This window comes from Morganella sp. BCCO 40_0007 (assembly GCF_032989665.1).
Lineage (GTDB): Bacteria > Pseudomonadota > Gammaproteobacteria > Enterobacterales > Enterobacteriaceae > Morganella > Morganella sibonii.
The window spans coordinates 25573-47040 of record NZ_JAVBIN010000012.1 but is presented as its reverse complement, the minus strand read 5'-3'; the positions used below and the strand labels follow the sequence as shown (position 1 = coordinate 47040).

Here is a 21468-nt window from a genome sequence, read left to right as displayed (position 1 = left end):
CGCTTAGGCTTTATTGCGGGCGATTTCATCGTGGTGTTTTTTCTCACCACGCATCACCACAACTAACAGGATCACAGCGAGCACACTGCCGCCAATCATGACACCAAAACCGCCATCCCAGCCGAAATAATCCACAGTAAAGCCGACGATGGCACTTGCGGCCACTGAGCCGCCCAGGTAGCCGAATAACCCGGTGAATCCCGCGGCGGTACCGGCTGCTTTCTTCGGTGCAAGCTCCAGGGCGTGCAGGCCGATCAGCATGACCGGGCCGTAAATCAGGAAGCCGATGGTGATCATACATGCCATATCAATAGCCGGGTTTCCCGGCGGGTTGAGCCAGAAGACCACAGTAGCGATAGTCACCAGTGTCATAAAGAACACCCCGGTTGCGCCCCGGTTTCCTCTGAAGACTTTATCTGACATCCAGCCGCACAGCAGTGTGCCCGGTATCCCCGCCCATTCATACAGGAAATAGGCAAAAGAATAGCCTTTGATATCGAAATGTTTGACCTCCTGGAGATAGGTCGGTGACCAGTCCAGCACGCCGTAACGCAGCAGATAAACAAAAACGTTAGCGAAAGCGATATACCACAGTAATTTATTCGGCAGAATGTACTGCATAAAGATCTGTTTTGCCGTCAGTTCAACTTCGCTGTTCTCTGTATAATCATCAGGATAGTCGTTTTTGTACTCTTCAATTGGCGGCAGGCCACAGGATTGCGGAGTGTCCCGCATCAGGGCAAATGCGATGATTGCCACAAGGATGGCCGCAAATGCCGGCATATAAAACGCCGCTTTCCAGTCACCGAACCAATACATCCCCAGCAGCATCAGCATCGGCGGTAAGCCGCCGCCGACGTTATGGGCGCAGTTCCAGATTGATACAATCCCGCCGCGTTCTTTCTGTGACCACCAGTGAACCATGGTGCGTCCGCACGGCGGCCAGCCCATGCCCTGGAACCATCCGCAGATAAACAGGAGGATAGCCATCATCCAGACGGAAGAGGTTGCCCAGTCGCAAAAGCCCATGATTAGCATGACAGCGGAGGCAAGGATAAGTCCGGTCGGGAGAAAATAGCGCGGGTTAGCACGGTCAGAAAACGATCCCATGATAAATTTGGAAAGACCGTAAGCAATGGAGATCGCAGATAATGCCGTACCCAGCTCGCCTCTGGAGAATCCCTGCTCCATCAGGTTGGGGAAGGCCAGGGCAAAATTTTTCCGGACCAGGTAATAAGCGGCATAACCGAAAAAGATACCCATAAAGATTTGCCAGCGCAGACGGCGGTATACCGGATCAATTTGGTCAGCACTGAGCCGCTGAATATGTGGTGCGGGTTTGAACAGGCTTAGCATAGACATCTCCCTCGCTAAGTATTTGTCAGTATTTGATAACGAAGTTTACCGGAATGGCAGCGGTTATCTTCATGTGTTTTCCTTTGCGCTCACAGAATATTCGTTTTAATTCGTTATTACTGTGAATTTCAGCACAAGCAGTTACATTTTGATTACAGTTAGTGATTTTTTGTGATCACCAACTGCTTTCCGGGAATTTAGTCTGCGGATAGGTATCTTTACCGGGTCAGATGGTTCTTTGTTCTGATACTGATTGTTATTTTCGCGCATAAAAAACCGCCGGCATTAACCGGCGGCAGAGCGTTAAAACAAAAAGGGAAGGGAATCAGTTATGATCTTCCCAGTCCTGTGCGCGGGTAACGGCTTTCTTCCAGCCGCTGTAACGGACATTCCGTTCTGTTGTTTCAATGCCCGGACGGAACGTTTTCTCGATGGTGGATTTGGCTTTAATTTCTTCCGGGTCCTGCCAGAACCCGGTGGATAACCCGGCCAGCAGTGCCGCACCCAGTGCGGTACTTTCGCGGATCAGCGGGCGCTCTACGGGCGTGCCCAGAATATCGGACTGGAATTGCATCAGGAAATTGTTGGCCACCGCGCCGCCGTCCACACGCAGTGCTTTCAGGCGGGTACCGGCATCGGCCTGCATGGCTTCCAGCACGTCACGGGTCTGATAGGCGATAGACTCCAGGGTGGCGCGGATCAGGTGATTGCTGTTCACGCCCCGTGTCAGGCCGAAAATTGCACCGCGTGCATACGGGTCCCAGTAAGGGGCGCCCAGACCGGTGAATGCGGGAACCACATACACACCGTTACTGTCTTTGACTTTGGTGGCGAAGTATTCGGAATCCGTGGCATCGGCAATGATTTTCATCTCATCGCGCAGCCACTGAATGGATGCCCCGGCGACAAATACCGCCCCCTCAAGAGCATAATTTACTTCACCGCGCGGGCCGCAGGCGATAGTGGTCAGCAGACCGTGTTCAGACAGCACCGCTTCTTTGCCGGTGTTCATCAGCAGGAAGCAGCCGGTACCGTAGGTGTTTTTCGCCATACCCGGCTGAACACACATCTGACCGAACAGTGCTGCCTGCTGGTCACCGGCAATACCCGCGATAGGAATACGGGTGCCGCCTTTCCCGCCAATGTTGGTTTTGCCGTAGATCTCCGATGAGGCTTTCACTTCCGGCAGCATGGCTCGCGGGATACCGAACAGGTCGAGGATTTTCTGATCCCATTCCAGCTTACGGATGTTATACAGCATGGTGCGCGACGCATTGGTGTGATCGGTGACGTGTACACGTCCCTGAGTCATGCGCCAGACCAGCCAGGTATCGACGGTGCCGAACAGTAATTCGCCTTTTTCTGCTTTCTCCCGTGCACCCTCCACATTATCGAGGATCCACTTCACTTTGGTGCCGGAGAAATACGGGTCAACCACCAGACCGGTGTTTTCCCGGATATAGCGGACCATCTCTTCATCTTGTTTGAGGCCGGTGCAGTAATCTGATGTCCGGCGGCACTGCCAGACAATCGCATTGTAAACCGGTTTGCCGCTCTCTTTTTCCCAGACAATGGTGGTTTCGCGCTGGTTAGTGATACCGATAGCGGAAACTTCGTCCGGGTGCACGTCTGTTTTGGCGAGTACTTCTGTTAAAACGGAACTTTGTGTTGCCCAGATTTCCATCGGGTCATGTTCCACCCAGCCCGGTTTCGGGTAGATTTGGGTGAATTCGCGCTGCGCGATATCGACAATATCAGCATTACGATCAAAAAGTACCGCCCGTGAGCTGGTGGTTCCCTGATCCAGTGCGACGATATACTTTTTCTCACGAGTGATTGTTTCTGTTGTCATAATTAAACCTGTTTTATTTCTGAGTGAACAAACACGCGATAACGTAAGAGTACGCGATTCGCTGCGGTATTATTTTTCTTCCCTGACATCACACACTTCACACGGCAGATGACGGCCGATCAGTTTGCGGTAACCAAATGCACCGAGTAATCCTCCGGCGATTGGCGCAAACATCGGCACCAGGAAATACGGGATATCACGCCCGCCGGTGAAGGCAATATCTCCCCAGCCTGCAAGGTATGCAACCACTTTCGGGCCGAAGTCACGGGCAGGGTTAAGGGCGAAGCCGGTCAGCGGACCAAAGGAGCCGCCGATGACCGCAATCAGCAGACCAATCAGCAGCGGTGCCAGCGGACCGCGCGGTACACCGTTGCCGTCATCGGTCAGTGCCAGGATAAGGCAGACGAGGATAGCGGCGATCACCACTTCGATAAAGAATGCCTGACCCACGCTGACCGGTGCTGCCGGATAAGTGGAGAAGACACCGGCGGTAAAGAGGCTTTCCTGTGAGCCGCGCACAATATGATGCACCTGATCATAATCGAGGAACACATTGTAATACATGGCATAAACGAGAGCAGCAGCGGCAAAACCGCCGAGGAATTGTGCCACGATATACGGGAGCACTTTGCGGCGATCAAAGCAGGCAAACAGCCAGAGTGCGAGTGTCACGGCCGGGTTAAGGTGTGCGCCTGAGATCCCGGCTGTCAGATACACCGCCAGTGCCACACCCAGACCCCAGATGATACTGACTTCCCATAATCCCAGTTGTGCACCGGCGATACGGACCGCAGCTACACAACCTAAACCAAAGAAGACCAGCAGTGCTGTACCCAGGAATTCGGAGAGACATTGTCCGAAGAGGGTCGGAGATTTTATTAGACTCATAGTATCAATCCTGATAATGCAAAATTAGGGTGAAATAAGTGCAAATTATTAACAAATGATGTTCTTCGTGTATCAGACGTATGTCTTAGTGTGAATTTATCGTTAATGAGCGGAAACGAGAAATAACGAAATCAAAAACTGTGCATTCCGTCAACAAATTGAGCGATTTCGCTTATTTTATAACAAGCAATCAACATTCAGACTGATAACAGCCGGATTCTGTTCTGCTGCATTATGGGGAATACACGGGATGTGACTGGACACATGGATAACACCTACTTACAATCAGAGCATCGCTTACAAGGAGGACGCAAGATGTCATTTGAAGTATTTGAAAAGCTGGAAGCAAAAGTCCAGCAGGCTATCGACACCATCACCCTGTTACAGATGGAAATCGACGAATTAAAAGAAACGAACAACAACCTGAACCGTGAAGTACAGAATGCTGCCGGTGCCCGTGAGTCACTGGTGCGTGAAAACGAACAGCTGAAGCAGGAGCAGGCAGGCTGGCAGGAGCGTCTGCGGGCGTTGCTCGGAAAAATGGACGACGTCCAGTAATTACGCGTCATCCTTCGCCCTGTGGCTGTGTTGGTTTCGCTCAGCTCCCCGGTCACATACTGATGTATGCTCCCGGGGCTCTTCGCTTCACCGCCTTGCCACAGAACGAATGATTTAGCGTAATCGCAGTTTTGATGCTGTGGCTGTACTGGTTTCGCTCAGCTCCCCGGTCACATACTGATGTATGCTCCCGGGGCTCTTCGCTTCACAGCCTTGCCACAGAACGAATGACTTAGCGTAATACAGATGTTGTTGCACGGCGGCGTTGGCTTTGTTCGTCCGCCCCGGTCACATACTGGTGTATGCTCCCGGGGTCGTCCTCACTTCGCCGCCTTGCTGCAAAACGAATGATTTAGTGTAATGCGCGGTTTTGATGCTGTGGCTGTGTTGGTTTCGCTCAGCTCCCCGGTCACATACTGATGTATGCTCCCGGGGCTCTTTGCTTCACCGCCTTGCCACAGAACGAATGATTTAGCGTAATCGCGGTTTTGCTGCAAAACGAATAATTAAGTGTGATGCGGTTTTTATCTTGTGTCATAACGACAAAAGGGCGGATATTCCGCCCTTTTTGCTGTCTGTGTGTCTGATGAGGATTACGCTTCAGTCAGCGCGTCTTCATCGTCATCATCTTCGTCTTCGTCCGGAAGTGCCAGCGGGATATCTGACAGAATGATCCCGGTATTATCGGCATACAGATAATCACCGGAGAAGAATGTCACACCGCCGAAATTGACGCGGATGTCGCTGTCACCGATGCCTTCTGAACTGCATCCGGCCGGAATGGCAGCCATCGCCTGGATTCCGATATCCATTTCTGCGAGGTCATCCACCTGACGCACCGCGCCGTACACCACAATACCTTCCCAGCCGTTCTGCACAGCCAGTGCCGCGAGTTCCGCATCAATCAGCGCACGGCGGACTGACCCGCCCCCGTCAATGAGGAGAATACGGCCCTCTCCCTCTTCTTCCAGGAGATCAAAAAGTACGCCGTTATCTTCAAAGCATTTTACGGTGGTGATTTGCCCCGCAAACGATGAACAGCCCCCGAAGTTGGAAAACAGGGGTTCGACGACATTCACATTTTCCTGGTAAATGTCACAAAGTTCTGAGGTGTCGAAGGTATCATTTTTCATAGGATTTTACGTCTGGTTGCTGCCGGATGTAATCAGTATAGCCCTTTCACACGGTTGTTTGCAAAATCAACAGCGGACCGCTTTCCGATCTGAATCAAGAAAGCGGCAGATTCCGCAATAATCCGGGTTACAGACGCTGGCAGATGAGCCCCGCAGAAAACAGGATATTAACCAGCAGTGCGGCTTTCACCATCTGTTCCAGCAGCGGACGCATACCCGCTGCTGTCATATCGCCCAGCACACGTCTGATATGCATAAACAGAACCGGAGCCGCGAGCAGGAACAGCCAGCTGTACCAGCCGTGCAGATAGAGCAGGGTGAAAAGAATCAGGCACAGGAAGGCAACGGTGATCACCGCCGCATGATAATAGCGGGATTTCAGCGGGCCGAGGCGGACAGCCAGGGTGTTCTTCCCGGTGAGGATATCATTTTCGATATCGCGCATATTATTGATATTCAGCACGGCAACAGACAGCAGTCCGCAGGCGGTCGCCGGCAGAATGGTCAGCGGGCTGAAAAAACCGGCCTGAAGGTAATAGGTGCCTATCACACTCAGCCAGCCGAAAAAGATCAGAACAGAAATATCCCCCAGCCCGAGGTAGCCGTAAGGTTTTTTGCCGACGGTATAAGTGATCGCAGCGATAATCGCGGCCACACCTAATCCCAGAAAACCGACAATATCTTCCGGCTTCTCGCAGGCGACAATAATCAGCGCCAGCCCGGACAGACAGGCAAGGGTAACGGTCAGAATCAGCGCTTTTTTCATCTGAGCTGCGGTGATCACACCTTTTTGCATACCACGCAGCGGCCCGAGGCGTGCATCGGTATCAGTGCCTTTTACCGCATCGCCGTAGTCATTTGCCAGATTCGACAGAATCTGCAAAATCCCGGTAGTGATAAGGGCGAGCAGGGCAACAGGGAATTTAAAGTAGCCGGTCCAGTAAGCCAGCGCGGAACCGGTAATAATTGCGATCACCCCGAGAGGTAATGTTTTGGGCCGCAGGCTTTCCAGCCAGGCTTGGGTACGGCTGATGGCCGGTGAAGGGGTGACTGACATTGAAACTCGCTTACTTTTCAGAATGTAATAATAATGACAAAAATAATAACGCAGACTGACGGGTGGCATACACCCGTACAGTCTGAATAATATTATGTCTGATTATTATCGAATTACAGAATAAAGCGACTTAAATCTTCATCTGCGACCAGCTGATCCAGATGATCTTTCACATATTCCGCATTAATCTCAACGGATTGCCCCTGTTTTTCACTGGCATCGTAGGAAATTTCTTCCATTAATCGTTCCAGCACCGTATGTAAACGACGGGCACCGATATTTTCGGTGGTTTCGTTGACCTGCCACGCGGATTCGGCAATTTTACGGATACCGTCCGGTGTAAAGGTGATATCCACACCTTCGGTGGCCATCAGTGCTTTGTACTGAACCGTCAGTGACGCATTCGGTTCAGTCAGGATGCGCTCGAAATCTTCAGTGGTCAGTGCCTGTAATTCCACACGGATAGGCAGACGGCCCTGTAATTCCGGGATCAGATCTGACGGGCTGGAAACCTGGAATGCACCGGAGGCGATAAACAGGATATGATCGGTTTTCACCATGCCGTGCTTGGTGGAGACAGTACAGCCTTCAATCAGCGGCAGCAGGTCACGCTGAACCCCTTCGCGGGAGACATCAGGCCCGGAGGACTGGCCGCCGCGCTTACAGATTTTATCGAACTCATCGATAAACACGATACCGTGTTGCTCAACGGCTTCGATGGCCTGCTCTTTCAGCTCTTCCGGATTCACCAGTTTGGCGGCTTCTTCCTCAATCAGCAGTTTGAAAGCTTCTTTGATCTTCATCTTGCGCGGTTTTTGTTTCTGCCCGGCCAGATTCTGGAACATAGACTGTAATTGGCTGGTCATCTCTTCCATGCCCGGAGGCGCCATGATTTCCACACCCATCGGTGCGGCAGACACTTCAATTTCAATGTCTTTATCATCCAGCTGCCCTTCGCGCAGTTTTTTGCGGAATGCCTGACGGGCCGCAGACGGCTCAGCCTGAGTATCAGCCTGACCCCAGCTGTTTTTTGCCGGCGGGATCAGCACATCGAGAATGCGTTCTTCGGCCATTTCCTCTGCACGGAAACGGTTTTTCTCGATGGATTGCAGACGCACCATTTTTACAGCGGAATCGGTCAGATCGCGGATGATAGAATCCACTTCTTTACCGACATAACCCACTTCGGTGAATTTGGTGGCTTCCACTTTGATAAACGGCGCATTGGCCAGTTTGGCAAGACGACGGGCAATTTCAGTTTTACCGACACCGGTCGGGCCAATCATCAGAATATTTTTCGGGGTGACCTCGTGACGCAGCTCTTCATTGAGCTGCATACGGCGCCAGCGGTTACGCAGCGCGATAGCAACAGCACGTTTGGCTTTATCCTGGCCGATAATATGGTTATCGAGTTCGCTGACAATTTCGCGTGGAGTCATTTCGGACATAACGTCGATCCTTATGCTTTTGAAGATAATTCTTCAAAATTCAGATTGTGGTTGGTGTAGATACAGATATCACCGGCAATAGTCAGCGCGCGCTCCGCGATTTCCCGGGCACTCAGATCGGTGGTTTCCAGCATGGCGCGGGCTGCTGCCTGGGCGTACGGGCCGCCGGAACCAATGGCAATCAGGTCATTTTCAGGCTGAACGACATCACCCTGGCCGGTGATAATCAGCGATGCGGTTTCATCGGCAACGGCCAGCAGTGCTTCCAGTTTGCGCAGCATGCGGTCGGTACGCCAGTCTTTGGCGAGCTCAACGGCGGCTTTTGTCAGGTGTCCCTGATGGAGTTCAAGTTTGCGTTCAAACAGTTCAAAGAGGGTAAAGGCATCCGCGGTACCACCGGCGAAACCGGCAATGACTTTGTCGTGATAGAGGCGGCGGACTTTGCGGACATTACCTTTCATGACGGTATTACCCATTGTCGCCTGCCCATCACCACCAATTACGACCTGGCCATTACGGCGAACACTTACGATTGTTGTCATGAATCAGCCCCTGGTTATGCTAAAGGATGGAGAAAGGCTGCCGGGTATATTCCCGGCAGCACAGAATTAACTTCAGATATGGGGGGAGGGCTGAAGGATTTCAACCCCCGGCAGCGCGAAGAATACAATTTGTTACGCCGGCATCAGCGGCGCGGCTTTTCACGGATTGTGCAGCGGATTTCTCATACGGGCCGAGCATTACACGATACCAGCCGCCGCCCTGTGAGACCCGGCTTTCGATACCGGAGAAGGCAAGACCGGCACGGACTTCTTCTGCCTGGCCGCTTTCACGGAATGAGCCGCACTGGATTAACCAGCGCTCAGGTACAGCCTGCGGTTTTTCCTGCGCCGGTTTTGGTTTCTCCGCCGGTTTTTCAGCCGGTTGCGGTGCCGGACGGGTTTCCGGCTGCATACGCAGCTGCGGAGCCTGACCGGTGACCACCACCTGAGAGCGCGGAACCGTACCGTTTGCCGGGACTTCCTGTAACTGAACCGGAGCCTGCTGCATATCAGACTGCATCTGTTCCAGCAGCTGTCGCTGTTCCTCCGTCAGTTTTGCACCCGGATCAATACGGTTGGCCGGTGCCTGCGGGTTGGAGTAATACTGCTCCGGTACCCCGGCTTCCCGGTTTTCCAGTTCTTTGATATAGCGCCAGCGTTCCTCCGGGATCGGCGGGAGTCCGTTACCGGTACTCTGCTGATGCGCAGGGGGAACAATGCTGTCAGCGGTGGTCTGACTTTTTTTGTTATAGACCAGATAGAACAGGCCGCCGACAAAAAGAACCACCAGTGCCACGGCGATCACCAATGTGGTGAACGGCAGGCCTTTCGCCTGACTTTTCTTCCGTGATTTACTTTTTTTACGCGGCGCAGAGCGGCCGCGTCCCACATAATCTCGTTGTGCCACTGTTTCAATTCACTAATGAGTCGGTTAAGGAAACATATTATTCAGCGTTACATGTTACTTAACCTTATGGTCTTTGCCTAGCTTTTAGGCGCGCAGGCACTCTCTCTGATGATTAAATCAGAATCCAGCAGGCGTGAACCTTTTGCCACGGTGTGTCCCTGTAACTGTTCCAGCAGCAGTAAAAAAGACTGGCGGCCGATTTCATAACGGGGTTGTGCGATAGTCGTCAGCGTCGGTGAACAGTATTGTGCGGCCGGTAAATCATCAAAACCGACAACCGAGAGATCCTGCGGCAGCGTCAGCCCCTGTTTTCTGGCCGCCCAGATCGCGCCGATAGCCATGATATCGTTATGACAGAAAACAGCCGTCGGCGGTTCCGGCAGAGCCAGCAGCTGTGCGGCACACTCCGCCCCGCTTTCGTGGGTGAAATCGCCGCGCACCAGATACTCTTCCCGTACCGGCATACCCATGCGGCGCATCGCCTGAATATAGCCTTCGATACGGTACTTACACAGCGGCAGCTCTTCCGGCCCGGAAATACAGGCGATCCGGGTGTGTCCCAGTGACTGTAAATAATGTGTGGCATTAAAGGCGGCGGTCAGGTTATCAATATTTACCGTCGGCAGTTCCAGCTCCGGGGCAAATTCGTTGGCCATCACCATCGGTGGGAAGTGACGTTGTTCATCATGACGGCTGTCAAACGGCACATCGGAACCGAGCAGTACCATGCCGTCGATTTGTTTGGTGATAATCAGATTCAGAAAAGTATGTTCCGGCTTGTGCTGATACCGGCAGTCACCGATCAATACCAGATAGCCGTGTTTGGCGGCAATTTCTTCGATACCGACGATGATATCGGTAAAAAACGGGTCACCGATGTCCGGTACAATCACCAGAATGGTGCGGGATTCATTACGCTTCATACCACGGGACAGATTGTGCGGGTAATATCCCACTTCCAGGACGGCATTTTCCACTTTCTGCCGGGTCTGCACGGACACTTTTTCCGGATTCATCAGTGTCCGCGACACGGTTGCGGTTGAGACGCCCGCGGCTCTGGCGACATCTTTCATTGTCGCGCCGGTATCGTTGCGGCGTGGTTCCATCATTAATTCCTTTGGTTACCCTGTAAGTGTATCGATTGCGCGGTTTTTGTGATCATTATGGTCCGCTGTATTTTTCACATATGTGCTTTTCACATACGTACTTTTCACATACCTGTGAAAAACCGCCTGAGCTTCTTAAGTGAAATTCAGACGGTTTATTAATCATTCTATTAACGGCTATTCTAAGCCCTTTGTAAAATTAATCTGTTACCTGGTTTGCATAAAACTGTGAGATATCTCAATTTTTTGAGATAGCGCACGCACGGTAAGGCCTCAGACTCAGCCGTCAGTCGGATCGACATCCACATTCCAGCGGACTTTCCGGCTCTCCGGCATCTGCTGAATATAAGGAATAGCCTGCGCGACAATTTTCTGTAACTGACTGCGTGACGGATGCTGTAACAGTAACTGCCAGCGGAAACGCCCGCCGCGTTTGGCCTGAATGGCAGGCAGCGGCCCCATCAGCCAGAAATGCTCATCCCGCAGCGGATGGGATTCGAACAACTGCCGCACAGCTTGCAGAAATGCATTTGCCCGCTGGTTATTCTGATCTTCAGCACGGATCATCACCTGGCTGGTGTAAGGCGGCAGGCAGACACTCTGCCGCTCATTCAGCGCCTGTGCGGCAAAGGCGGCGTAGCCTTTTTCCAGCAGCACCGTCAGCAGCGGGTGCTCCGGATGGTGAGTCTGCAAAATCACCTCACCGCGTTTACCGGCACGTCCCGCCCGGCCGGAGACCTGGGTATAGAGCTGTGCAAAACGCTCCGCCGCACGGAAATCTCCGGAGAACAGCGCGCCGTCCACATCCAGCAGGGCGACCAGGGTAACATCCGGGAAGTGGTGACCTTTGGCCAGCATCTGGGTGCCGATCAGGATACGGGCACCGCCCTGATGCACATCCGCGAGGTGCTGCTCCAGTTCGCCTTTGCGGCTGGTGGTATCGCGATCCAGCCGTGTAACCGGCACATCCGGAAACAGCGGAGCGATGCTCTCTTCAAGCTGTTCGGTACCCAGCCCGACCGGCACCAGTTGTGTGGAGCCGCACTGCGGACACTGTTTCGGTACCGGACGCTGGCTGTCGCACTGGTGGCAGCGCAGCATGCGGTGGTTCTGGTGCAGGGTGTAAAAATGGTCGCAGCGCGGGCATTCCGCTATCCAGCCGCACTCGTGGCACAGCATTGCCGGGGAAAAGCCGCGCCGGTTGAGGAACAAAATGACCTGATTATCCGCTGCCAGATGATGGCGGATACGTTTGATCAGCGGCGGCGACAGCCCGGCAGTGAGCGGGAGCCCTTTCAGATCGAGCAGATGCTGATCAGCAAGCTGTGCATTTCCCGCCCGCTGTGTCAGCGGCAGCACTTTGTATTTTTTCTGCCGGACATTAAACAGGGTTTCCAGTGACGGGGTCGCGGTGCCCATCACAATCGGAATATCATTTTTCTTGGCGCGGAATACCGCGAGGTCGCGGGCATGGTAGCGCCAGCCATCCTGCTGTTTATAGGAGCCGTCGTGCTCCTCATCAATAATAATGATGCCGAGCGAGGTAAACGGCGTGAACAGCGCGGAGCGGGTACCGATAACAATTGCCGTTTCCCCGCGTTTCGCCCGCAGCCAGACCGCCAGCCGTTCGCTGTCATTCATGCCGGAGTGAAGAATATCCACCGGTGCCTGAAAACGTGCGCGGAAGCGGGCGATAGTCTGGGGTGTCAGGCCGATTTCCGGTACCAGTACCAGCGCCTGGCGGCCTTCGGCCAGCACATTTTCCAGCACACTGAGATACACCTCGGTTTTCCCTGAACCGGTCACACCGTCCAGCAGCCAGGGGGAAAACTGATGCTGTTCTGCGCGGATCGCCCCCACGGCAGTGGCCTGTTCAGTATTGAGTTTCAGACGCTCACCGGTGACCGCAAAATCCGGCTGCCAGGGTTTGTTGTCCGGCTGCACATCGTTCAGGGTGATCAGGTTTTTCTTTTTCAGTCCCTGTAATGCGCTGTCGCTGAGTTCAAATTCTGCGGTCTGATGGCGGTAAACCGGCTGACGGCGCAGGCAGGCCAGTGCCTGCTGCTGTTTCGGGGAGCGTTTGAGGGTGTGGATATCAATCTCACGTCCTTCCGGGGTAACTTCCCAGCGCCACAGCGGCGCAAAGGCGGCTTCTTTACCCTGGCGCAGCAGAATCGGCATGGCATGAAACAGCACTTCGCCCGGCGGATAGTGGTAATACTGTGCCGCCCAGTTCAGCAGCGGCCATAAATCGCCCGGAAACAGGGTATCGTCATCCGGACAGGCAATAACAGGTTTGAGTTTTTCCGGGCTGAAGGTACTGGTTTCCGCCAGTTCAGCCACAATACCGACGGCCTGCTTCTGCCGTCCGAACGGCACGATCACCCGTGCCCCCGGCACCGGGCGGGGCATATCATCAGGCAGTAAATAATCAAATGTTTGTGTCAGTGGTACTGGTAATATCACCCGGACGACTGTCATTATAATGTCCATCATCGGCAGAGTGCCGGTGCGTAAAAAACACACAGCGGCGAAAAAGGTACAAAAGTGTCTGAGTAATCAACGGATTTCAGCTTTTCCCCGGTAAAAACAGGGAAATTATCCGTAAAACAGAACTCAGAATACCACGAAAAGACAGCGGATTTCATTGCATGGTTCCGGGATTTTCTGTATGATCCGCCGCCTTTGGTAATTAAAATACCAGCGATAACTTATCATCAACACGACGTGTGGTGTCCGGCAAAAAGGCCCGGATAGCGACACGGCCTTAACCGAGGTTTTCCCCATGAAAAAAGGTATTCATCCTAACTACGCAGAAGTCACTGCAACCTGCTCTTGCGGCAACGTAATGAAAATTAACTCAACCGCAGGGCACGACTTCAACCTGGACGTCTGTGGCGAATGCCACCCGTTCTACACCGGTAAACAGCGTGACGTTGCAAGCGGCGGCCGTGTTGATCGCTTCAACAAACGCTTCAGCGTTCCTTCTGCGAAGAAATAATGGCACAGCGCGGCATGCCGCGCTCTGTTCCATAAAAAACGCCCTGAATGAAAATATTTCACAGGGCGTTTTTTTATGTCTGTTTCCGGGGTGATAAGTCGTATAACACGCGGATAAAACTCAATATTCCCACGTATCCGGGTCGACCCCATGCTGGCGCATAATTTCTTTCGCCACTTCCGGGATTTCATCGCTGCGTTCTTTGCGCAGGTCATCATCATCGGGCAGTGGCTGTCCGGTAAAAGCATGCAGAAATGCTTCACATAACAGTTCGCTATTGGTGGCATGACGCAGGTTATTCACCTGGCGGCGTGTGCGCTCATCCGTTAAAATTTTAAGCACTTTCAACGGGATAGAAACTGTAATCTTCTTTACCTGCTCACTTTTTTTGCCATGCTCAGCATAAGGGCTGATATATTCGCCGTTCCATTCAGCCATGGATTACCTTGTTATCTTAGTCAGTTTGAGGAGGGTCGGGCACAGAATTGTGCCTGACAGATATCGGTATTATCCCACTTGTATATATAACCGTAAAGCAGGATGGATGTCCAGACATATTGACGTCTAAATAAACCGCGGATATGCTGATAACTCGTTCGGTTACTGACAGGGAAAGAGGTATGGCACGCAAACCCGCGACAGCGGCAATTCATAACGGACTTAATGAAGAGAACCAATTCGGCTGTGTCATACCGCCGGTGTATCTCTCGTCGACTTACAATTTTCCGGCTTTCGGCAGCCCGCGTGAACATGACTATTCACGGCGCGGTAATCCCGGCCGGGATATCACCGGCCGCACACTGGCTGAGCTGGAAGGCGGTGCCGGGGCGGTGGTCACCAGCAGCGGGATGTCAGCACTGCATCTGCTGTTCACGGTGTTTTTATCACCCGGGGATGTGATTGTTGCCCCGCACGACTGTTACGGCGGTACTTACCGGCTGCTCGACAGCTGTCAGCAGCGCGGCCATTTTATTGTCCGTTTTGCGGATATGAACGATGAGGCGTCACTCAGTGCCGCACTGGCAGAAAAGCCGAAACTGGTACTGATTGAAACGCCGGGCAATCCGCTGCTGCGGATCACGGATATCGCGGCGGTCAGTAAAAAATCACATCAGGCCGGGGCACTGGTGGCGGCAGATAACACATTTCTCAGTCCGGCATTACAGCAGCCGCTGGCGCTGGGCGCGGATTTTGTCATCCATTCCTGCACCAAATACCTGAACGGACATTCTGATGTGGTGGCCGGTGTGGTGATCGCCGCAGATGCGGAACACTGTGAAACACTGGCGTGGTGGGCGAATAATATCGGTGTGACGCTGGGGGCGTTTGACAGCTATCTGCTGTTGCGCGGTATCCGCACCCTGATCCCGAGAATCACCTTACAGGAAAAAAATGCCCGCATCCTGGCGGATTATCTGGTGCATCAGCCGCTGGTGAAAAAAGTGTATTATCCGGGACTGGAGACGCATCCCGGACATGAACTGGCCGCAAAGCAGCAGAAAGGATTCGGTGCAATGCTCAGTTTTGAAATTAATGGTGATGAAGCTGCAATTTCCCGCTTTTTATCTCACCTGTCTCTCTTTACACTAGCAGAGTCATTGGGCGGGGTGGAAACGCTGATTTCCCATGCCGCGACGATGACACATGCGGGAATGCCGGAGCAGGCACGGCATGCAGCGGGAATTTCAGACAGCTTATTACGTATTTCTGCGGGGATTGAGGACAGCAGTGATTTGATTGCTGATCTGGATCGCGCATTTCAGTCAGTGACTAAGGGGTAAGGGTAATCATGAGTGCGTTGGCGATTGATGAATCAGTAAAAGGGCGTCAGTTACATAAATTCGGCGGCAGCAGCCTGGCAGATGCAAAATGTTATCTGCGGGTGGCGAATATTATGGCGAACTACAGTGAGCCGGATGACCTGATGGTTGTATCTGCCGCGGGCAGTACCACCAACCAGCTGATTAACTGGGTCAAACTGAGTCAGAGTGATCGTGCTGCCGCAGAACAGGCGCGGCAGACCCTGCAACGCTATCAGACAACCCTTATCAGTGACTTACTGCCGGAAGTTCAGGCCAATGTCCTGATCTTTCAGTTTAATGATGATATTCAGCGCCTGGCGAAACTGCTGGAAAATCCGCTGAATGATGTGATTTACGCGGAAGTGACCGGCCACGGAGAAATCTGGTCTGCCCGTCTGATGGCTCAGGTACTTCAGGAGCAGGGTATGGCCGCACAGTGGCTGGATGCCCGGACATTCCTGTGTGCGGAGCGGGCGGCGCAGCCGGAAGTGGATACCGCGCGGTCGCAGCCGCTGCTGGCAGAACTGCTGGCGCTGCATCCGGGTAAACGTCTGGTGGTGACCGGGTTTATCTCCCGTAACGCTGCCGGGGAAACCGTGCTGCTCGGCCGTAACGGCAGTGACTATTCCGCCACCCAGGTCGGCGCGCTGGCCGGGGTGAAAAAAGTCACCATCTGGAGTGATGTTGCCGGGGTTTACAGCTCCGACCCGCGCAAAGTCAAAGATGCCTGTCTGCTGCCGCTGCTGCGTCTGGATGAAGCCAGTGAACTGGCTCGTCTCGCCGCACCGGTGCTGCATACCCGCACATTACAGCCGGTGTCCGTCAGTGATATCGATTTACAGTTGCGCTGCAGCTATCAGCCTGAACAGGGTTCGACAAAAATTGAGCGTGTGCTGGCATCCGGTACCGGGGCGAAAATCGTGACAAACCATGATGAGGTTTGCCTGATTGATATCCGCCTGCCGGCCGGGGATGACGCGAAAGCGCGTTATAAAAGTATTGATCTGCTGCTTAAACGCAGCCAGATCCGCCCGCTGGCCATTGGTCTGCATAATGATGACAATCTCATTCAGCTCAGTTATACCGCTGAAGTGGCAGACAGTGCTCTGCATGTACTGGAAAGCGCCGGTCTGCCGGGCACACTGACTCTGCGTGACGGCTTCTCGCTGGTGGCACTGGTCGGAGCGGGAGTCTGTAAAAACCTGCTGCATTATCACCGTTTTTATCAGCAGCTCAAAGATCAGCCGGTGGAATTTATCTGGCAGGCGGAGGACGGCATCAGCCTGGTGGCGATTCTGCGTACCCGCCAGACCGGGCATGTGATTCAGGGTCTGCACCAGAGCCTGTTCCGTGCGGAAAAACAAATCGGTCTGATGGTCTTCGGCAAAGGGAATATCGGCAGCCGCTGGCTGGAGCTGTTCGCGCGTGAGCAGAGCAATCTCTCTGCCCGCAGCGGGTTTGAATTTATTCTGGCCGGTGTGGCGGACAGCGAACGGGCACTGCTCAGCTATGACGGGCTTGACCCGAGCCGTGCACTGGCTTTCTTTAATGAAGAAGCGGAGCCGGTGGCAGATGAAGACACGCTCTATCTGTGGATGCGCAACCATCCGTTTGATGACCTGGTCATTATCGACCTGACCGCCAGCAAAGCACTGGCGGAAAGCTACGCTGATTTTGCCGCGTACGGTTTCCATGTTATCAGTGCCAACAAAATTGCCGGGGCGGCCAAAACCCGGGATTACCGTCAGATCCGCGATGCTTTCCGCAAAACCGGGCGTCACTGGCTGTACAATGCCACCGTCGGAGCGGGACTGCCGATCAACCATTGTGTGCGCGATCTGCATGAAAGCGGTGACAGCATCCTGGCGATCAGCGGGATCTTCTCCGGCACACTTTCCTGGCTGTTCCTGCAATTCGACGGTACCGTACCGTTCAGCGAGCTGGTGGAGCAGGCCTGGCAGCAGGGACTGACCGAACCGGACCCGCGTATTGATTTGTCCGGTCAGGACGTAATGCGCAAGCTGATTATCCTTGCCCGCGAAGCCGGATATGAAATTGAGCCGGAAGATGTCCGTGTGGAATCCCTGGTGCCGGAAGCGGCACAGGAAGGCACCACCGATCACTTCTTTGAGAATGTCACGGCACTGAATGAACAGATGGCCTGCCGGCTGGAAGCCGCCCGCGAAATGGGCATGGTGCTGCGCTACGTGGCCCGCTTTGATGCTAACGGCAAGGCACGGGTCGGCGTGGAGGCAGTCCGTCCTGAACATCCGCTGGCGTCATTACAGCCGGGTGATAACCTTTTTGCGGTGGAAAGCCGCTGGTACCGTGATAATCCGCTGGTGATCCGCGGGCCGGGTGCCGGACGGGATGTCACCGCCGGGGCGATCCTGTCAGATTTAAACCGTCTGGCACAGTTATTGTAATTCGTCGGATTGTGATAACTAACGGGGTTAAATAATCTTAAACATCCTGTAATCAGAACAAAAGATGACTATAACGGGAATTATCTTATTACGTTAACGGTACAGGATTGATATAAATAACGCATGGTGATGTTTCATAACGGACATATAACCATTATGGATGATGGCTGTGACAGGATGTCATGGTAAGGATATGCACCGGATGTGCTTCTTCTGACAGGATGTCAGTCTAAGGACAGAAACAATCCCGGCGGGATGCAATTAACGGATTTAATTGCATCCCGTTACTATTTTCACTTCCCTGTTGTTTTCCCGCTGACATTAAACGTTTCTGCTGAATTTTTCCCGCCGGACTGAGGATTTTTGCTCAGGCTGAATCGTTACTATTTTTGCCTTAATTCGCGATATCTGTCTGTAACGCTTGTTTTTCCCTTTCATTATGCTGCCGGGACGGATTTTTACCCGATAATGCGGTGACAGCCGGTGTACCGCATGATGTCTGTGCGGCAATTAAATCTGATAAAGTCCTTTCAAAGCGCGTTTTTTTTGATATGAATATAGGGCAGAGATAAATGCAAGGGAACGGCGTCACAAAATAAGAATTAATCCGTCGTATGAAATCACTAAGATGTACAGGACAGAGAACTGCCGGCTGAAAGTTCCTCACCGGCGGTCATAGGATTCTGCCGTCAATAAGGGTCAGGGGTCGTATGAATCAACAATATTCCGCAATGCGCAGTAACGTCAGTATGCTGGGAAAACTTCTCGGAGACACGATCAAAGAGGCCCAGGGTGAACATATTCTCGAAAAAGTAGAATCCATCCGTAAGTTATCCAAAGCATCACAGGCAGGTAATGAAATCCAGCGGCAGAAGCTGCTGATGACACTGCAAAATCTATCCAACGAAGAACTGCTGCCGGTTGCCCGTGCATTTAACCAGTTCCTGAATTTAACCAACGTGGCGGAGCAGTATCACAGCATTTCGCCGCACGGTGAGGCGGCCAGCAATCCGGTCGCTCTGGCGGCGCTGTTTGATCAGCTGAAAGCCAAAAACTTTACCAATGAAGAGATGCGCAGGGCCGTGGATGAGCTTTCCATTGAGCTGGTGCTGACCGCGCATCCGACCGAAATTGCCCGCCGTACGCTGATCCATAAATTGGTGGCGGTAAATACCTGCCTGGCGCAGTTGGATCACGATGATCTGGCTGATTATGAGCATGATCGTATTATGCGCCGTCTGCGTCAGCTGGTGGCACAGGCCTGGCATACTGATGAAATCCGCAAAGACCGTCCGACACCGCTTGATGAAGCGAAGTGGGGCTTTGCTGTGGTGGAAAACAGTCTGTGGGAAGGTGTTCCGGCGTTTCTGCGCGAATTTAATGAGCAGCTTGAGGCGTCACTGGACTATAACCTGTCCGTGGAAGCCACGCCGATCCGCTTTACCTCCTGGATGGGCGGTGACCGCGACGGTAACCCGAATGTGACTGCAGATATCACCCGGCGCGTGCTGACCCTCAGCCGCTGGAAAGCTGCTGATCTGTTTTATAATGATATTCAGGTGCTGGTTTCCGAGCTTTCCATGAGTGAATGCACACCGGAGCTGCGTGAGCGCGTGGGTGAAGATGCTGCCGAGCCGTATCGTGTGATCACCAAACAGCTGCGCGCCCGTCTGAAAAGCACGCTGGACTATCTGGAGCGCTGTCTGTCCGGTGAACCGGCGATTAAACCGGATAACCTGCTGACGGATAACGAAGAGTTATGGGAGCCGCTGTATCTCTGTTACCGCTCGCTGGTTGAGTGCGGCATGAAGATTATTGCCAACGGCCAGCTGCTGGATACATTGCGCCGCATCCGCTGTTTTGGTCTGCAACTGGTGCGTATTGATGTGCGTCAGGAAAGCACCCGTCACACTGAAGCACTGTCTGAACTGACACAATACCTCGGCCTCGGGAATTATGCTGACTGGCCGGAAGAGGAAAAGCAGGAGTTCCTGCTGCGTGAATTGCAGTCAAAACGCCCGCTGGTACCGCAGAACTGGCAGTGCAGCAATGAAACGCGTGAAGTCTTTGATACCTGCCGGGTGATTGCCGAATCACCGGAAAATTCTGTCGCTTCCTATGTGATTTCGATGGCGAAAGTGCCGTCAGATGTTCTGGCCGTTAAACTGCTGCTGAAAGAATCCGGCAGCCCGGTCACACTGCCGGTCGCACCGCTGTTTGAAACCCTGGATGACCTTAATAATGCAGAGAGTGTCATCACCCGCCTGCTGAGCATCGACTGGTACCGTAACCTGATTAGTGACCGCCAGATGGTGATGATAGGTTACTCCGACTCCGCCAAAGATGCCGGGGTAATGGCGGCATCCTGGGCACAGTACCGCGCCCAGGATGCACTGATTAAAGTCTGTGCCCGCGAAGGTGTGACACTGACGCTGTTCCACGGCCGCGGCGGCACCATCGGCCGCGGGGGCGCACCGGCACATGCCGCACTGCTCTCACAACCACCGGGAAGCCTGAAAGGCGGCCTGCGCGTGACAGAGCAGGGTGAGATGATCCGCTTTAAATTTGGTCTGCCGCAGGTCACTATCAGCAGCCTGGCGATGTATGCCAGCGCCAGCCTGGAAGCGAATTTGCTGCCGCCGCCGGAGCCGAAACCGGAATGGGCGGCGGTGATGGATCGCCTGTCTGAAGTTTCCTGTGAGATGTATCGTGACTATGTCCGTGAACAGCCGGATTTTGTTCCGTATTTCCGCGCGGCCACACCGGAGCAGGAGCTGGGTAAACTGCCGCTGGGCTCCCGTCCGGCAAAACGCCGTCCGACCGGCGGCGTGGAAACCCTCCGTGCGATCCCGTGGATTTTTGCCTGGTCGCAAAACCGTCTGATGCTGCCGGCCTGGCTGGGTGCAGGCGCGGCACTGAAAACCGCCGTGGATGAAGGTAACCGGGCTATGCTGGAAGTGATGTATTACCAGTGGCCATTCTTCAGAACCCGCATCGGTATGCTGGAAATGGTATTCGCCAAGGTCGATTTATGGCTGGCGGAATACTATGACCAGCGCCTGGTCGAGCCGCGTCTGTGGCCGCTGGGGGCAAAACTGCGCGAACAGTTATCAGAGGATATTAAGAGTGTCCTGATGATTTCCAAAGATGAGCAGTTAATGGCTGACCTGCCGTGGATTGCGGAATCTATCGCTTTGCGTAACGTGTATACCGATCCGCTCAACGTCTTACAGGCCGAACTGCTGCACCGTTCACGCGAATGTGATCAGTCTGACCCGCAGGTGGAACAGGCACTGATGGTGACTATCGCAGGTATTGCCGCCGGTATGCGAAATACCGGCTGATATTATCAGCACTTATTTTTTACCCCGGATGGCCGCTTTTATCAGCGG

The 21468-nt window shown here is 53.4% G+C and carries 16 protein-coding genes; 5 read left to right on the top strand and 11 right to left on the bottom strand.

Features of this window, described 5'->3' with window-relative positions; translation table 11 throughout:
* Positions 1–3: 3 nt before the first annotated feature.
* The 3 genes from glpT to R5268_RS15030 form a co-directional block, all read right to left on the bottom strand.
* Positions 4–1356 carry a glycerol-3-phosphate transporter gene (gene glpT / locus R5268_RS15040; RefSeq protein ID WP_218427028.1) on the bottom strand — a complete coding sequence of 451 codons (1353 nt, stop codon included), beginning with the start codon at positions 1354–1356 and terminating at the stop codon, positions 4–6.
* Between the two features lie 325 nt (positions 1357–1681).
* Positions 1682–3208: a glycerol kinase GlpK gene (gene glpK, locus R5268_RS15035; RefSeq protein WP_166708836.1), complete on the bottom strand. Its 1527-nt coding sequence runs from the start codon at positions 3206–3208 to the stop codon at positions 1682–1684.
* Between the two features lie 69 nt (positions 3209–3277).
* On the bottom strand, positions 3278–4096 hold the full coding sequence (locus tag R5268_RS15030) for an MIP/aquaporin family protein (protein ID WP_317419621.1): 819 nt from the start codon (positions 4094–4096) through the stop codon (positions 3278–3280).
* A 315-nt stretch (positions 4097–4411) separates the two neighbouring features.
* On the opposite strand from R5268_RS15030, the gene zapB reads away from it, so the two are divergent.
* Positions 4412–4654: a cell division protein ZapB gene (gene zapB / locus R5268_RS15025; RefSeq protein WP_004236611.1), complete on the top strand. Its 243-nt coding sequence runs from the start codon at positions 4412–4414 to the stop codon at positions 4652–4654.
* 593 nt (positions 4655–5247) lie between these two features.
* Here zapB and rraA read toward each other — a convergent pair.
* The 7 genes from rraA to priA form a co-directional block, all read right to left on the bottom strand.
* On the bottom strand, positions 5248–5787 hold the full coding sequence (rraA, locus tag R5268_RS15020) for a ribonuclease E activity regulator RraA (RefSeq protein WP_218411032.1): 540 nt from the start codon (positions 5785–5787) through the stop codon (positions 5248–5250).
* Between the two features lie 127 nt (positions 5788–5914).
* On the bottom strand, positions 5915–6844 hold the full coding sequence (locus R5268_RS15015; protein ID WP_317419620.1) for a 1,4-dihydroxy-2-naphthoate polyprenyltransferase: 930 nt from the start codon (positions 6842–6844) through the stop codon (positions 5915–5917).
* 113 nt (positions 6845–6957) lie between these two features.
* Entirely contained in the window at positions 6958–8292 is a 1335-nt protein-coding gene (gene hslU, locus R5268_RS15010; protein ID WP_046892908.1) for an HslU--HslV peptidase ATPase subunit, read from the bottom strand.
* A gap of 11 nt (positions 8293–8303) precedes the next feature.
* On the bottom strand, positions 8304–8834 hold the full coding sequence (hslV, locus tag R5268_RS15005; protein ID WP_046892909.1) for an ATP-dependent protease subunit HslV: 531 nt from the start codon (positions 8832–8834) through the stop codon (positions 8304–8306).
* A gap of 100 nt (positions 8835–8934) precedes the next feature.
* Entirely contained in the window at positions 8935–9741 is an 807-nt protein-coding gene (gene ftsN / locus R5268_RS15000) for a cell division protein FtsN (protein ID WP_317419619.1), read from the bottom strand.
* A 77-nt stretch (positions 9742–9818) separates the two neighbouring features.
* Positions 9819–10847, bottom strand: a complete 1029-nt coding sequence (cytR, locus tag R5268_RS14995) for a DNA-binding transcriptional regulator CytR (RefSeq protein ID WP_046892911.1) — start codon at positions 10845–10847, stop codon at positions 9819–9821.
* 279 nt (positions 10848–11126) lie between these two features.
* A complete protein-coding gene (gene priA, locus R5268_RS14990) occupies positions 11127–13328 on the bottom strand; it encodes a primosomal protein N' (protein ID WP_317419672.1) in 2202 nt (733 codons plus the stop codon).
* A gap of 304 nt (positions 13329–13632) precedes the next feature.
* On the opposite strand from priA, the gene rpmE reads away from it, so the two are divergent.
* Positions 13633–13848 (top strand): 50S ribosomal protein L31, encoded by a 216-nt coding sequence (gene rpmE / locus R5268_RS14985; RefSeq protein WP_107679525.1) that lies wholly within the window; start codon positions 13633–13635, stop codon positions 13846–13848.
* A gap of 120 nt (positions 13849–13968) precedes the next feature.
* Here rpmE and metJ read toward each other — a convergent pair whose 3' ends face one another.
* The gene (gene metJ / locus R5268_RS14980; protein ID WP_004236602.1) at positions 13969–14286 is read right to left on the bottom strand and encodes a met regulon transcriptional regulator MetJ; all 318 of its coding nucleotides are present in this window, start codon (positions 14284–14286) and stop codon (positions 13969–13971) included.
* Between the two features lie 182 nt (positions 14287–14468).
* Here metJ and metB point away from each other — a divergent pair, with 182 nt between their 5' ends.
* From metB to ppc, 3 genes are all read left to right on the top strand, one after another.
* Positions 14469–15629 carry a cystathionine gamma-synthase gene (metB, locus tag R5268_RS14975; protein ID WP_317419618.1) on the top strand — a complete coding sequence of 387 codons (1161 nt, stop codon included), beginning with the start codon at positions 14469–14471 and terminating at the stop codon, positions 15627–15629.
* Positions 15630–15637: 8 nt separating this feature from the next.
* Positions 15638–18076: a bifunctional aspartate kinase/homoserine dehydrogenase II gene (locus R5268_RS14970; RefSeq protein ID WP_317419617.1), complete on the top strand. Its 2439-nt coding sequence runs from the start codon at positions 15638–15640 to the stop codon at positions 18074–18076.
* 710 nt (positions 18077–18786) lie between these two features.
* The gene (gene ppc, locus R5268_RS14965; protein ID WP_107679522.1) at positions 18787–21420 is read left to right on the top strand and encodes a phosphoenolpyruvate carboxylase; all 2634 of its coding nucleotides are present in this window, start codon (positions 18787–18789) and stop codon (positions 21418–21420) included.
* Positions 21421–21468 lie beyond the last annotated feature (48 nt).